The sequence below is a fragment of the Paracoccus sp. PARArs4 genome (genome assembly GCF_947311865.1).
GTDB lineage: Bacteria > Pseudomonadota > Alphaproteobacteria > Rhodobacterales > Rhodobacteraceae > Paracoccus > Paracoccus zeaxanthinifaciens.
Genome location: NZ_CAMZMW010000018.1, coordinates 51,752 through 65,928, shown reverse-complemented (window position 1 = coordinate 65,928; position 14,177 = coordinate 51,752). Strand labels below are relative to the sequence as shown.

Annotated in this window: 15 protein-coding genes and 1 pseudogene; 8 read left to right on the top strand and 8 right to left on the bottom strand. The window is 60.1% G+C overall.

Annotated features, from left to right (window positions below):
* From QMZ16_RS13990 to QMZ16_RS13980, 3 genes are all read left to right on the top strand, one after another.
* On the top strand, nucleotides 1-504 hold a 504-nt coding region (locus QMZ16_RS13990; RefSeq protein WP_282603670.1), incomplete at its 5' end, for a cytochrome c biogenesis CcdA family protein.
* Between the two features lie 4 nt (nucleotides 505-508).
* A complete protein-coding gene (locus QMZ16_RS13985) occupies nucleotides 509-1,123 on the top strand; it encodes a class I SAM-dependent methyltransferase (protein ID WP_067631010.1) in 615 nt (204 codons plus the stop codon).
* Nucleotides 1,124-1,235: 112 nt separating this feature from the next.
* Nucleotides 1,236-1,895 carry a cation diffusion facilitator family transporter gene (locus QMZ16_RS13980; protein ID WP_282603669.1) on the top strand — a complete coding sequence of 220 codons (660 nt, stop codon included), beginning with the start codon at nucleotides 1,236-1,238 and terminating at the stop codon, nucleotides 1,893-1,895.
* Here QMZ16_RS13980 and QMZ16_RS13975 read toward each other — a convergent pair.
* Genes QMZ16_RS13975 through QMZ16_RS13965 form a run of 3 tightly spaced genes read right to left on the bottom strand, consistent with a single transcriptional unit; the run spans nucleotide 1,879 to nucleotide 4,481 of the window.
* A complete protein-coding gene (locus QMZ16_RS13975) occupies nucleotides 1,879-3,126 on the bottom strand; it encodes a cytochrome P450 (protein ID WP_282603668.1) in 1,248 nt (415 codons plus the stop codon). The genes QMZ16_RS13980 and QMZ16_RS13975 overlap by 17 nt on opposite strands.
* Nucleotides 3,127-3,129: 3 nt before the next feature.
* Nucleotides 3,130-3,630: a signal peptidase II gene (lspA, locus tag QMZ16_RS13970; protein ID WP_282603667.1), complete on the bottom strand. Its 501-nt coding sequence runs from the start codon at nucleotides 3,628-3,630 to the stop codon at nucleotides 3,130-3,132.
* Complete coding sequence (locus QMZ16_RS13965) at nucleotides 3,627-4,481, bottom strand: cation transporter (RefSeq protein ID WP_064260189.1); 855 nt, start codon at nucleotides 4,479-4,481, stop codon at nucleotides 3,627-3,629. Before QMZ16_RS13965 ends, lspA begins: the two co-directional genes overlap by 4 nt.
* A 56-nt stretch (nucleotides 4,482-4,537) precedes the next feature.
* Between QMZ16_RS13965 and QMZ16_RS13960 the strand changes: the two genes are divergently transcribed.
* From QMZ16_RS13960 to QMZ16_RS13950, 3 genes and pseudogenes are all read left to right on the top strand, one after another.
* Nucleotides 4,538-4,882, top strand: a complete 345-nt coding sequence (locus QMZ16_RS13960; RefSeq protein WP_036708219.1) for a metalloregulator ArsR/SmtB family transcription factor — start codon at nucleotides 4,538-4,540, stop codon at nucleotides 4,880-4,882.
* Between the two features lie 186 nt (nucleotides 4,883-5,068).
* A pseudogene (locus tag QMZ16_RS13955) lies at nucleotides 5,069-6,000 on the top strand (IS5 family transposase).
* Between the two features lie 433 nt (nucleotides 6,001-6,433).
* Nucleotides 6,434-6,871 (top strand): hypothetical protein, encoded by a 438-nt coding sequence (locus QMZ16_RS13950; protein WP_240493960.1) that lies wholly within the window; start codon nucleotides 6,434-6,436, stop codon nucleotides 6,869-6,871.
* Nucleotides 6,872-6,911: 40 nt separating this feature from the next.
* Here the strand turns inward: QMZ16_RS13950 and QMZ16_RS13945 are convergent, their stop codons facing one another.
* Entirely contained in the window at nucleotides 6,912-7,577 is a 666-nt protein-coding gene (locus tag QMZ16_RS13945) for a L,D-transpeptidase (RefSeq protein ID WP_072298293.1), read from the bottom strand.
* A gap of 350 nt (nucleotides 7,578-7,927) precedes the next feature.
* Here QMZ16_RS13945 and QMZ16_RS13940 point away from each other — a divergent pair, with 350 nt between their 5' ends.
* Entirely contained in the window at nucleotides 7,928-8,566 is a 639-nt protein-coding gene (locus QMZ16_RS13940) for a L,D-transpeptidase (protein ID WP_083554479.1), read from the top strand.
* Between the two features lie 110 nt (nucleotides 8,567-8,676).
* On the opposite strand, the gene QMZ16_RS13935 is transcribed toward QMZ16_RS13940, so the two are convergent.
* The 4 genes from QMZ16_RS13935 to QMZ16_RS13920 all read right to left on the bottom strand — a co-directional run bounded on the left by QMZ16_RS13935 (nucleotide 8,677) and on the right by QMZ16_RS13920 (nucleotide 11,817).
* Complete coding sequence (locus tag QMZ16_RS13935; protein WP_072298292.1) at nucleotides 8,677-9,222, bottom strand: L,D-transpeptidase family protein; 546 nt, start codon at nucleotides 9,220-9,222, stop codon at nucleotides 8,677-8,679.
* 28 nt (nucleotides 9,223-9,250) lie between these two features.
* Entirely contained in the window at nucleotides 9,251-9,718 is a 468-nt protein-coding gene (locus tag QMZ16_RS13930; RefSeq protein ID WP_072298291.1) for a DUF411 domain-containing protein, read from the bottom strand.
* A 42-nt stretch (nucleotides 9,719-9,760) separates the two neighbouring features.
* Nucleotides 9,761-10,975 (bottom strand): M23 family metallopeptidase, encoded by a 1,215-nt coding sequence (locus tag QMZ16_RS13925; protein ID WP_083554478.1) that lies wholly within the window; start codon nucleotides 10,973-10,975, stop codon nucleotides 9,761-9,763.
* Between the two features lie 386 nt (nucleotides 10,976-11,361).
* Nucleotides 11,362-11,817, bottom strand: coding sequence for a helix-turn-helix domain-containing protein (locus QMZ16_RS13920; RefSeq protein ID WP_072298289.1), 456 nt, complete (start codon nucleotides 11,815-11,817; stop codon nucleotides 11,362-11,364).
* 86 nt (nucleotides 11,818-11,903) lie between these two features.
* Here QMZ16_RS13920 and QMZ16_RS13915 point away from each other — a divergent pair, with 86 nt between their 5' ends.
* Complete coding sequence (locus tag QMZ16_RS13915; RefSeq protein WP_282603666.1) at nucleotides 11,904-14,162, top strand: heavy metal translocating P-type ATPase; 2,259 nt, start codon at nucleotides 11,904-11,906, stop codon at nucleotides 14,160-14,162.
* The last annotated feature ends 15 nt before the right edge of the window (nucleotides 14,163-14,177 follow it).

Below are 14,177 nucleotides of genomic sequence, written 5' to 3'. Positions count from 1 at the left end.
GCGGGCTCAAGTGCGCGCATAAACGTGGCCTGCTTTTACGCCGCCCCGTGGCTGGTTTTTGCTCCGCCATTGACACTGTTCATGATCGGGGCAGCGCGCCTGTCGGCCATGGAGCGCGACCTGCGTTTCCATCTCGACCTGCCGGGCGGGCAACCGGTCGCCTCCTACGTGCTCGGACTCGCCTTCGGTTTCGGCTGGACACCGTGCATCGGGCCGATCCTCGGTGCCATCCTAACCGCCAGCGCGACAAGCGCGACGATTGGCGAGGGCGTCGCATTGCTTGCCGTCTACTCGGCCGGCCTTGGGATCCCGTTTCTGGTCGTCGCGGGGTTCACCGACAGTATTGCCGGCAGGCTGCGCGGCATCGGTCGTTGGGGTCGCCGCCTGCATCAGGCTGCGGGCGGCGTCATGATCCTGATGGGCCTGGCGATGATGACCGGGCGGTTGAGCGCACTGGCCTACTGGCTGCTGGACACCTTCCCTGTCCTTGCGCGGATCGGGTGAACAGATGCGACTGTACGAGAAACATATCCTCCCTCGGCTGACGCATCTGGCGATGGGCCAGGATCAACTTCTTCCCTACCGGCGCCGCGCCATCTCCGGGCTGCATGGGCGTGTGCTGGAGATCGGAATCGGCTCGGGCCTGAACATTGCGCTCTACCCCGAGGCCGTGCGCCAGATCATCGGTATTGATCCGTCGCCCGAACTCCTCTCTCGGGCCGCGCAAACCTCCCATGGACTGATGCCCGCGGCCGAGATGATCGAGGGCGTGGCCGAAGCATTGCCGCTCGAAGATCGCAGCGTCGATTGCGTCGTCGCCACCTGGACACTCTGCAGCGTGTCGGAGCCGGAGAAGGCGCTCGCCGAGATCCGGCGCGTTCTCAAGCCGGATGGCGTCTTCCGCTTCGTCGAGCATGGCCTGGCGCCCGGACCCCGTATCCGGCGCTGGCAACGCTGGCTGACGCCTGTCTGGAAACACTGCGCCGGGAACTGCCATCTTGACCGCCCGACGGCCGACTTGATCGAGACAAGCGGCTTCCGCATGGAGCGGCTCAACACCGGTTACGCGACAGGTCCGAAGCCCTTGGTTTTCATGTATGAGGGACAAGCTCGCCTCTACTAAGGAAGCTTGGAAAAAGAACAACATCGGCTTTCGATTCGTGGCGCAACACTAATGGCAAGGCAATCAATTCCCGCCTCGAACTTTTGCTGCAGGCTCCGCATTATGAGGTATTATGAGCAGTCATCAAGATAACCGGCAGGCCAATCTGACGCGCGGCATCCGCGTCGAGATCGCCAGCCTCGTCTACAACATCATCGAGGTCGTCGTATCCGTCACCGTGGGACTTCTGACCGGCAGCGCGGCACTGGTAAGCTGGGGCCTCGACAGTACGGTCGAGGCCACCTCGGCTGCGACTCTGATTTGGCGCTTGAAGAGTGAGGTGGACGGTGCCGACAAGCGCACGGTCCTGCACCGCAAGAAGGTCGCGCTCTACGTGGTTGCCTGTGCCTTCTGGATCGTCGTCGCGGCGATCCTCTACGAGGCGGTCTCCGCCTTCATTTCGCAGAAGGCGCCGGGCTTCAACTGGTGGGGTATCGCGATTCTGGGTGCTTCGCTCGTGGCCAACCCGTTCCTCGCCTGGGGCAAGTATCGCTACGGCAAGCGGCTCGATGCGCCCGCCCTGAAGTACGATGCCAAGGACACCATGATCTGCCAGTATCAGACAATCGTGGTGTTGGCCGGGATCGGTCTGACGCAATGGATGGGCTGGTGGTGGGCCGACCCGGTCGCGGCGCTTCTGATCGTGCCCTACGTTGCGTGGGAAGCGTTTGAGGCCACCAAGGATGCGCGGTCGGTCGAGCCGGAGGAGGCCGACGCTACTGCCGACGCCTGACGTTGCGCATGATGAACCGGGATTTAGGCATGGGCGGCAGTTCTTCGGTTTCCAGATCCAGATCCTGATCTGGCACTTCGTAGTCGATGGCGTTCACGAAGAAACTGCAAAACGCCTTCATCTGGCTGATCGCGATCCACTCGCCCGGACAACGGTGGTTCCTGTGGTGATCACCACCGCCCTGCGGAATGAAGTCGTAGGGGGTGACCTCCCGATCGTGAAACCGCTCGGGCCGGAACTCTTGCGGCGCGTCCCACGAACGAGCGTCGGTATTCGTGCCGTAGAGGTCGAGCAGAACCCTGTACCCTTTGGGAAAGCGATATCCGCGCCACTCGAAATCGCTCTTCACCCGTGCCGCAACCGCGGGAAAGAACGGATACAGACGGCGGACCTCTTGCACGAAAGGTTCGAGCTGTCCCTCGTCGTCCTTCAGCTTTTGCCGCCACTCGGGATGCCGATGTAAAGCATGCGCCGCCTGAACTATGAACACGGATACCGCGACGGTCGGGCGCAGGACATTCAACAGCTCTACGGCGGCCACCCTGGGGGTCAACAACTCCCCATCGAGATCGCGCCATGTCGCGATGATATGAAGGGCACTTTCCTGCGTCGGCTGAAGCTCACCATCGCGGACCTGTTGGATTAGCCGTGCTGCCCATTTTTCCAGGCGGTGGCGCGCCAGACGCGCGCGCCAGTGTTTGGGGCCAAGGGCCCCGGCGTCCTGAAAAAGCGCTGTAAGCTGCGCCCTTCGGGTCGCCACCTCAGCTTCATCAAGCGGCACCCTGGCCCAGGCGCAGACAGCTCTTGTGAGCATTTCGCGCACTTCGTCATAGAGGACGACCTCGTTCCTCGCCTCCCAGTCCGGCGCATATTTGTCCAACATGTGAAGCGACGTGCCCTGAAGCGCGGCGATCCGCTCGGTCCCCATGAGTGACATGAACATCTTCTTGCGGTGCTGGTGGGCAGCGCCGTCCAATCCCTGAACGCCGCCTTCGCCCAGCAGGGTCTTCTGTATGCGGCCCGGCATCGAGCCCGCGCGGATCAGTTTATCCTCGGAATAGAAAACTTCCGCTGCCGCCGCGCCGGTCATGCAGATCGTCTCTTGAAGGAGGATGCGGGTTTCGAACAGGTCTGTGTCGAGTGCGCGGCAGGTCTCCGAGATGAACCCATATGGGTTGCGCAGCAGGGCGAGTGTGCTGTCAAAGCCTTTCGCAGATGGTATGCCGAACATGGGTTACACCCCCATTGTGTTTTCCTTGCGTTCACTCTGACCAGGCTTGTCCTTCGCAGAGCGGAAGCTGTCCCAGAACAGCAGGGCTGCGCCGCAGAAAATCGTTACGTCCGCGAGATTGAAGGACGGCCAGTGGTATGATCCGTAATGGAAGTCGAGAAAGTCAGGAACGGCCTGATAGCGTACGCGGTCAAGAATATTGCCGAGTGCGCCGCCGATGATCAGACCGAGAGCGGCAGCTGTCAGCCTGTCCGGCGCGCGCCATAACCAGATCAATAGCCATGCCACGATCACGCCAGCAAGCGCGATGAGACCCCACCACGGTACGAACCCGCCGAGCATACCGAAGCTGACCCCATCGTTCAGAACCCGCACGAGGTTAAGAAAGGGTAAAACCTCGACCCCGCTCTCGAGCGCCGGTGTGGTCAGGGCGAGCGCCTTGGTGCCCTGATCGAGACCGAGCGCTGCGATTGCGCAGAGCCCGCCCAGAACGCGGCTGTTCATGCCGCTGCCTTCAGATCGGCCCGCGCATCGCGGATGATTGCCCAAGACGAGTGCAGGAACAGTCCGGCGATGCCGAAGGCGACGATGAGGTCCGGCCAGGCGCTGCCCAGCCACGCCACGAGACCGGCGGCAACGACAACCGCCGCATTGCCGATGGCGTCGTTGCGCGAGAATAGCCAGACGGCCCGCATGTTCGCGTCGCCCTTGCGGAACCGCAGCAGCGGCAGAACGGAGATGACGTTGACGACAAGGGCGATCATGCCAAGCAGGCCCATTAGACCTGCATCCGGCGTCGTCCGTTCGAAGACTCGCACGATGGTCGTGCCGAGGACGCCAAGGCCGAGCAGGCCGAGGAAGATGCCTTGGATCAAGGCCGACCGTGCCCGCCAGGCGAGGCTCCAGCCGATGGCCAGCAGGCCAAGGAAGGTGATCGCGCCGTCGCCGATGAAATCGAGCGCATCGGCCTTCACGGCCTGTGACCCGGCGATGAACCCGCCGATCATTTCAACGACACCGTAACCCACGTTCAGGATCACGACGATCCAGAGCGCGCGTCGGTAGGCCGGGTCCTGATGGGCGGGATTCGGCGGAATGTCTCCATCGCCTTCGATCCGGTCGAAGCCGTAGCCGGTCACCGCAACGGCCTTTTCGATGTCCGGCAGGCGCGCTTCGGGGGCGCTCAGTGTCATGATGTGCGTCGCCGCCGACACCTTCACATCGTCAGCCGCGACTCCGGCCGACTGCGCCGCCCGCTCGATCTGCGCGGCATCCTTCGCGCAGTCCATACCGGAAACCCGGTAACGGACGGGCGGAACATCTGCCGTCGGTCCGGCACTTTCGGTGTTGGCCATGGTCGCGCTATTCCTGCTAGAATGAATTGAAGAAAAACGTATCAGCGAGGAGTGATATGGCCCAAATCGTCGATGACCGCAAGAGCGCGACCATCGAGCGACGGGCGAAGCTGTTCCGCGGCTTCGCGGACCCGAGCCGCCTGGCCATCCTCGGTGCACTTTGCAACGAGCCATTGGCCGTTCACGAGATCGTCGAGCGGACCGAACTATCGCAACCCAACGTCTCCAACCATCTGAGGTGCCTGCTGGACTGCGGGCTTGTCGCCAGCGACCGCGAAGGGCGCTTCATCCGTTACCGTATCAGCAACCCGCGCATCACGGTCCTTCTGAACGATGTGGACGCACTTCTCGACGTGGTCGCAAAGGGTGTTGAGGCGTGTGACAATTATCGTGAGGCGTGAGTCAGAACGGACGGCCGGTCGACTCGGCGCAGATCGGTTGGAAAGATGTTGTCCGTGTGCAGGGTCCGACCGGAATCCTGCTGAGGTTCGACAAGCTGGCTTCGGAAGAGACACCATTCATGGACCTTGTTGCACATCTCAGTGATGGGGATTCACTGAGCGCGTCCTGAGGGTTAGGTCGAGGGCATGCCGAAGCCTTCCCCGATCCGCTACCGCACGACGAACTGGTCAGACTACAATGCGGCGCTGCGCAAGCGCGGCTCGCTGTCGGTCTGGTTCGATCCCGAGACGGTCTGGCACGCCGACAAGACCGGCAAGCGCGGGCGACCCGAGACCTTCTCGGACGCTGCCATCCAGACCTGCTTGACCCTGAAAGTGCTCTTCGGGCTTCCGCTCCGGCAGACGGTCGGGCTGGTTGAAAGCCTGATCCAGATGGCGGGGCTTGATTGGCCGGTTCCGGACTATTCGACGCTGTGCCGCCGGCAGGCGCGGATCGCGGTGCAGGTCCCGTATCGCGCGTCCGGGCAGCCCCTGAACCTGTTGATCGACAGCACCGGTATCAAGTTCCGCGGGGACGGCGAGTGGCAGGCCCGCAAACATGGCCCGTCACGCCGGAGGCAATGGAGAAAGGTCCACCTCGCCATGGACGCGGGTGCCGGGGATGTGCGCGCGGTCGAGTTGACCTCGAGCCGCCAAGGCGACAGCCCGCTGCTGCCGGAGCTTCTGGCGCAGATCCCGCCGGAAGAGACGATCGGCACGGTCACCGCAGATGGTGCTTACGATACACGACGATGCCATGGCGCGATCATCGACCGAGGAGCGGATGCCGTCATACCGATCCGGCGCAATGGCCGCGCCTGGAAAGAAGACTGTCCCGCTGCTGCCGCGCGAAATGAGATCCTGCGAGCAACCAGACGCTTGGGCCGGGGCTCTGGAAGAAGTGGACCGGCTATCACGTCCGAAGTCGGGTCGAAGCTCTGATGAACTGCCTGAAGCTCTTCGGCGAGAGGATCATGTCACGAGACCCCGCCCGCCAGACCGCCGAAATCCAGATCCGCATCGCCATCATGAACCGCTTCTCGGCCCTTGGCAGGGCCGAGATCGAAGCCGTCCGCTGAAGAATGGCGGGAAAGGGGGCAGTCATGCTCGGGGCTGATTTGCGCAACATCGCCGCTACGATGCCATTTTGGCTGATATGATAGACTTACTGGCTAACTGTTTTGGAAAAATGGAACATCTTCTTCTATCCCCAGAAATGTCCACGAAATATGTGGATAACTTTGGGTTGCGGCGAAGCGATGACAATGACCAAAAACTGCAAGTTGTTACATAACATAGCTTATTGAGGTGTCTGATCTAGAAGGTGGAGTCTACGAACGTTTTCGGGGACAGACAGAAATATAACGACAAATTGAGATACTTGATATAATAAATTCACTGGAAGACGCACCAGTGAGCAGTACTCATCCAAAGGGCAACTCTTGGAAGCTCAGGTCGCAGACCCGAACATTCTCATCCCCTGCGGCGGGAGCCGCAAAGGCTGCGCGCGTCGTGCAGCGCGCCTATGAGATCTTCCCCGCCCAATTGGTGCGCAATCCTTGTCGCGTGATCAAGACGATGGGTTCCAGGAGCCTACCCGGCGAGCTTGTGCGCAGCGATGTTGAATGCGAAAGATATGCTCACAAGGCGAACGCGCACGAGGACACAGAAATGAACAATAGATCCTTCATGGTCTTGGCAGCTGTTTTGATCACCGCCGGTTGTGGAAACATGACAGCCCGGACAGCAGCGCCGGAAACCGATATCCAAAATCTTCCGCCAACCCTCATAGCTCTCGTCGCGCCGGGGCAGGACGTTGCCACGGCGCGGCTTCTCCCGGATGATAACTGCTATTGGTACGAACATCGCGGACAGGTCGAAACAACCCTGCTTCCGCTGACTACAGCTGAGGGTCGTCCGATTTGCATGCAATCACAGGGTTCAACCTGATCGGGTTGTGTCAGGGTCGGATTTCGCAACCGAGGCTACTCTAGCTCCGTGTCGCTACGCTCTCCGCAGCCGAATAAAGAAATGCGGTAGAGTTGATTTCGACATTCGAATAGAGATCGTTAATGTGCGCCATGACCATCCGGACGCAACCAGAACTGGCACTTGTGCCAATGCTTCTGGGAAACGGGGTTCCGTGGATGCGCAAGTAGGTATCTCTTTCACCGACATAGAGGTAAAGAGCTCGTGAGCCGAGTGCATTTTCAGGGCCGGGTTCCACCCCACCTTCAAATTGAGCGTAAATCTCTGGCTCTCGGGCAATCATGCTTTGCGTGGGTGTCCAATGTGGCCATTCGACCTTTCGCTTAATCGTATAAACTCCAGGCTCATACAGATCGCCCCTGCCGATGGCCACGCCGTACCGCATCGCGGTTCCGCCTGCTTCGATGTGGTAAAGATACTTTGCCACAGCATCTACGTGGATATCACCCGGCACCAGGCCCTCGTTGGCCTGCACTCTTTGCGGTAAGAAACGCGGGTGCAAGCCCCACGGGTTGGACGTTGCTGCATTATAGCCGGGAGGGGTAACCTGTGCGTCCCATGCTGCCTTCTGACTAACAGTCGGCCATGATTCCGCAAACAGTGGACTGGAAACGGACGCTGAAAACAGCGCAGTGGTGGTTTGAATAAAGTGTCGCCGTGTCAACATGTTGTGTGCTCCTGTACTGCGTTTTACATCGTCACAGCATGTGCTTTGATGCAACCGGCCCAACACAAAAAATAAAGCCCCCGGATCAAGTTCGCTTGTGCTAACGGCTGATTTTTGGCGTCATCAGGTTCTGATGATCTAGTTGCCCCTGATTTGCCTCACCCGGTAGGTCTCGATCATGACGAAAGTCTGATCGTTTTAGATTATCAGTCAGGCCAAGCGATCATATTGTCGTGCGTGTTGCGAACATCTCACGTCGGCGCAAATTATTGCCCACTTGGGCTAGGTTGGTGTCCGGTGGTTGGCTATTGTCTGATCTGAGGTGCCAAGGGCGAACACGAGAGGCGGAAATGGTCAATTATCCCACGTTCAGTGATCGGAGGACTTTTCTTCGGGGACTGGCGGCGGCCGGGGTAATTGTCCCCGCGACATCGGCGTTTGGTCAGGGTCTCGATCCCTATACCGGGCAGCCTATCTATGAAAGTACGCCGGCACCCGTCCCGGCCGCGACCAGCAGCGCGCCGGAGCGCAATCTGTCGTCATTCCGGGCACGGCATTGGAGCGAATTCTATCCCACAATCGGGAAAGGTGTCATTCTGGCGGACGTCACATCCCGAGCGGTGCATTACTGGTCGGCCGACGAAAGCGTCCAGTTTATCTTTCCCTGCTCGATCCCGATGACTGAAGATCTGACTCGACGGGGTCAGGCAGAAATCGTCCGGAAGGTGAAGAACCCGCCCTGGACACCAACGGCCAGCATGCGCGAGAAAGATCCCAATCTTCCGCAGCGGGTGGCAGGCGGCGATCCCTTAAATCCCCTTGGAGCTTACGGGCTCTATCTGTCCTGGCCAGCCTATCTCGTGCATGGCACCGCAGATACGCGCAAGATCGGGCGGAAGTCGTCGTCCGGGTGCTATGGGCTTTATAACGAACATGTCACCCAACTCTTCGAGGTCGCCGAGATAGGCACCCAAGTCACGGTGTTCTGACAGCGAAATACCCCTTGCGCCGACGACTTTTCAGCCGTCGGCGCAAGGGGCGCCGTTGGAATAGGCTGCGTTGCAATTTTATGTTTCGGCCTTGACTTGTTCGTCTCCTGCTACGGGTAGAGCATCACTGGCACACCGGGCTGCAACATCGCGTAGACGTCTTCGATTTCCTGATCGGTCAACGCCAGACAGCCTGCAGTCCAGTCCCGGTTCTTTGGTGCGAAGACATTGCCTTCGGGGCCGCGGCCATGGAACATGATATCGCTGCCCGCACTCCGGCCGAATTGCGCTGCATAAGCTTTATCCTGTTCGTTTGGATAGGATATGCCCACCGATAGGTGATATCGGCTCCGCGGGTTGAAACGATCGATATAGTATAGCCCCTCTGGTGTTTTTCCATCGCCCTCGAATTGCTTCGCTCCAACGGGCTGGTTGCCAAGGCCAAAATCATATGATCTCAGAACCGTCTGCCCGTTTAGTAGAAACATCCGCCGCTCACCCTTGTTGACCACGACCTGAGTGACAGGAGGACCTGAGTACCGTTTGAACTGAGGTATCGCTCCTCGTTCCGGGGTCGTCGACCGCCCGGACTTTCCACAGGCAGCGAGAAGGGCAAGCAAAGCTAGCGAGGCATGGCGCCGGGAAAAGTTTGTCATCGATGTGTTTCCTGCTCGGATGTTTTTTTTATGTTGCTTCAGGATAGCGGGTAAACACTTCACTGGTACCGTCCCGGCGCACAAGCAGAACATCGTATGCGTCGCGCTTTGTTTCCGGGCCCATGCCGGGACTTCCGTAAGGCATTCCTGGAACAGTCAGGCCGAGAGCTTCAGGGCGCTCTTGGAGCAAGCGCCGGATATCGTCAGCAGGGACATGTCCTTCCAGGAAGTAGCCATCAACGCTGCCGGTATGACAGGAAGTCAGTTCGATCGGTACGCCCAGATCAATCTTGTGCTGCATCAGCAAGGTGCCAAACCGCTCTTCACTCGTGACCTGAAAACCGTTCTCCCGCAGGTAATTGGTCCACTGTTTGCAGCATTCGCAGCCGCTGCCCTCCACGACATGGATGGCAGGGCGGCTTTCAGCCCAGGATAGAGACGGCAGACCGCTTGCTGCGGCTGCCATCATCATGGCGCGTCGTGTCAGTTTGATCATTTTATGCCTCTCGATCCGGCCGATGAAGATGTTTGAATGCCATCAGCTTTCCGCTTCCGAGTAGTCGCGAAGAAAGTAGCCGGTGGAGAGACGCGCAACTGTCAGCATGACGCGGTCAGTCGGTTTGGCGATCGCTGTTCGGGGCGCCGGTGTTTTCTTGATGGGATCCGTTGGCTTGCCGTCGATGCGAACTTCGTAATGAAGGTTAGGTCCACTGACGAGGCCGGTTGCGCCCACGTCACCGATCCTGGCCCCGGCGTTTAACTCGACCCCGGGAGCGATTCCTGCCGCAAAACGCGAAAGATGCGCATAGCGCGTCAAAACGCCCCCGCCGTGATCGACATCGATCGTCCAACCATATCCCCGCATGGTTCCTGCAAATACGACCGTTCCTGCTCCGGTAACGCTGACGGGTGTTCCAGTCCGTGCGGCGTAATCGACCCCCGTGTGCATTCGTTGCGTGCCAAGCACGGGGTGCCGGCGTTTACCGAAGACCGAAGAAAGACGGGCCCCTGCGACAGGGCGCGCAGACTGCTGGACCTGCGCACCATTCCGAAACAGAATGAAGGGCTGTTCGACCGATCCGGCCACGACCTCAAAAGTGTCCGTGTCTTTTTCTACCCGCGCATACGCAAGCTGCGGTTCGCCTACGACTGTCCCATCGGGCAAGGTATTTTCGCTCCACATCAATGCCATCCGCTCGGTTCCTTCAAGGTTCCGAAAGTCGATATGGCTCGCCAGGAGCGCCGCGAGATCAACCGCGAAACTTTCAGGTGCATCGCGGCTCGCCAGCATCTCAAAGAGCGAATTGTCAAGAGTAAAGGTCTCACGCCGATCTCGAGGCCGGATCTTTGCCTCGATTACGGATGCTTCAAGGGGTTTGGAGAAATCCAGAACAATGTCTGTCCCATTTCGCGTCAGCAGAGACAGGTGCTCAAGTTGGGACGGATCATCGGAAGACACATTCCATCGGAGTATTTCACCAGGGGTGAGAGCCGATAGGTCAAAGACATCAGAAATTGCCAGCGCCGCCTCTGTTCGGAAAGGTGCTCCAATGCCCGAACGCGCCAGAATAGCATCCAACGTATCTCCTGGAACGACCTCATGCCGTGACATGGGGGCAGCCGTCTCAGCAAAGTGCGAAGGTTCGACCGTGGTTTCGGCGTGCGATGATGTCGTGACGGCAATAGCGCCGGCAGTCAGCAAGGCTTGCAAGATCATCAGATTAGGTTTCCCATAAGACAGTAATTCCAGCATTGGGGAGCAGGCCCCCTCGCAGCATTGATAAGTTGTCTACACTTCAAAGAGGCGTGCGATGCAGACACCGGTAATTGTTCCTACCAAGCCAAAGGCGATGGCGAAGCCACCCGCATATTGAACCCTGTCCAGCCGGGTACCCCCAAGTGCGCGGGCACGCCGAAATCCACGGACCCCGCCAATCAAGGCCGCAATGATCGTCAGCATCGGATTTGTTGCAGCTCCTGTTGGTTCATGTCTTCTCTCGTCATCGATATGCGCGTTTTGCGACCTAAAGCAGCTAGAGGTTCAAGGCAAAATGCTTCCTGATCACGGTCTTGTTAGGGCACTAACCAACCTGACGTAATACTCGCTGAACCTGGGACTTTTGCGCGCCAAAGCCAATTTCAGACGTCCCTGGCCGGTCCCTGACCGGCATCGTCCATCGTAGGGTGGTTCGTGACACACAGCGAATGATCGCCCAAGACCTCGATGACCCGGCAATCGGATATCCGGTCACCTGCGCATTGGACCACCATGCGCTCAAGTTCGGTCTTCAGGGCTGTCAGGCGGGCCAAGCGGCTTTCGACTTCGGCAAGCTGCGCCTTGGCGATGGCGTCGGCTGCGGCGCAGGGCTGATCAGGATCATCCGACAGACTGAGAAGGTCGCGGATGGCCTCAAGGGAAAAGCCAAGCTCGCGGGCGTGTCGGATGAACGCTAGCCGCTCATGGGCCTTGTGGGTATAGAGCCGCTGATTTCCGGCGCTGCGCTCGGCTTCGGGCAGCAGGCCGATTTGCTCATAGTAGCGGATCGTCGGCACCTTGACCCCTGTCGACGTTCCCAGCTTTCCGATCGTCAGCATAATATTCTCCTTGAACCTATAGCTGCTAGAGGAAGTAAACCTCCGAATCGATGATGGCAACGGCCCTGCTTTCTGCAGAGGAGAGAATGATGACGATCACGAATGAACCCGGCATGACCCTGTGCGACTGGACGGTGTCCGGAATGGATTGCGCCTCCTGCGCGACCAAGGTGCGCGGCGCGGTGTCCCGCTTGCCTGGCGTCAGGGATGTGGAGATCGGCATCATGTCCGAACGCCTGCGCCTGACCGTTGATGAACGCCTGACCGACACGGACAAGATCGAGAAAACCGTGCGTGCCCTTGGATACGGCATTCAGACCCGTGCGCCAGGAAAGAAGGATTTCGTGATCCCGGGGAATGCGCCGGAGAGCCATCATGGCCACAGTCACGCCGATCACCCCGCTGTGGCCAAGACCGACCACTCCGGCCACGGCAGTCCCGGTCACGTCCATGACGACCCTGCCGACCGCGGCAAGGCATGGTACCAGACTGGCAAGGGCAGGCTGGTCATCCTGACCGGGCTCTTGTTGGCGGCGGCTTGGGCGATGGAGCTGATCGCCCCGCAGATCGGGAGCTGGGCCTTCGTGGCGGCCTGCCTTATCGGTGTCGCCCCCGTCGCGCGTCGGGCTTTTGTCGCTGCCCGGTTGGGTCAGATCTTCACGATCGAGGGATTGATGACCATCGCTGCATTGGGCGCGCTGTTCATCAATGCCGCCGAAGAGGCTGCCTTGGTGGTCTTTCTCTTTGCCGTAGGCGAGGTCCTGGAGGGTGTTGCGGCAGGCAAAGCAAGAGACGGCATCCGGGCCTTGGCGAACCTGGTCCCGAAAACGGCGCTCTTGGAGGTGGACGGCGTGACCCGGGAGGTTGCCGCGTCTAGCCTGACGATCGGTCAGACGGTACTGGTCCGTCCCGGCGACCGGATCCCCGCAGACGGAGAGATTTCAGACGGCACGTCCGGGATCGATGAAAGCCCGGTGACCGGAGAGAGCATTCCCCGGACCCGCGGCCCGGGTGACGGTGTTTTTGCCGGCTCGATCAACACGGAAGCTGCCTTGCGGGTGACCGTGACGAAGGCAGCCGAGGACAACACCATTTCCCGGATCATCCGCCTGGTTGAGGAAGCGGAAGAGGCCCGTGCGCCCACGGAGCGTTTCATCGACCGGTTCAGCCGGTGGTACATGCCTGCCATCGTTGCGGTCGCGGCTCTTGTCATTGTGATCCCGCCGCTGATGTTTGGTCAGTCATGGGATACCTGGATTTATCGTGGACTGGCACTTCTGCTGATCGGCTGCCCTTGTGCGCTGGTCATCTCTGTTCCGGCCTCGATCGCATCGAGCCTGTCAACCGGCGCGCGCCGGGGAATGCTGATGAAGGGCGGCGCGGTAATCGAGGCCGCGGCCAAGGTTTCCCATGTCGCCTTTGACAAGACCGGGACCCTGACCCACGGACGTCCGCAGGTCACCGACCTGGTGACGTTCGGAACCACGACTGAGGCGCAGTTGCTGGAGGTCGCCGCAGGCGTCGAGAGCGGATCGAGCCATCCCCTCGCCGTGGCGATTCTGGACAGGGCCAAGACGGCGGGAGTCACTCCCCTGCCCGCCCGCGATGCGCGCGCCCTGACCGGACGAGGGGTCGAGGCGACCGTGGGAGATGCCCTGGCATGGGTGAGTTCACCCCGGCATGCTTCGGAGAACGATGGCCTGGATGATCTTGGCCTGCGTCAGGCGACCATCTTCGAGGATGAGGGCAAGACCGCCGTCGCCGTCTATCGCAAAGGCGTCCCGCTCGGTCTCATCGCCATGCGTGACGAGCTGCGGCCCGATGCGGCGGAGGCTGTGCGCCAGCTGGCCGAAATGGGCATCTCCTCGGTCATGCTGACCGGCGACAACCCCCGCACTGCTGCCGCCATCGCCGAAGGGCTTAACGTCCGGTTCGAGGCCGAGATGATGCCCGAAGACAAGCTGGCCGCCATTCGCGACATGAACGCTCAAGGTGGCGTCATGATGATCGGGGATGGCATCAATGACGCCCCTGCCCTGAAACAGGCCAGCATCGGTGTCGCGATGGGTTCCGGCACGGATGTCGCATTGGAGACGGCCGATGCGGCCATCCTGCGCGACAGGGTGACCGACATTCCGGCCCAGATCCGGCTAGCGCGGGCCACGATGGCCAATATCCGTCAGAACGTCAGTATCGCCCTTGGGCTGAAAGCTATTTTTCTGGTCACCACCGTTTTTGGCATGACCGGTCTGTGGATCGCGATCCTGGCTGACACGGGCGCGACGGTTCTGGTGACTCTGAACGCCCTGCGCCTTCTGCGCTACAATCCCGAACAGAAGCGCTGAGGCGATGTTGACTGG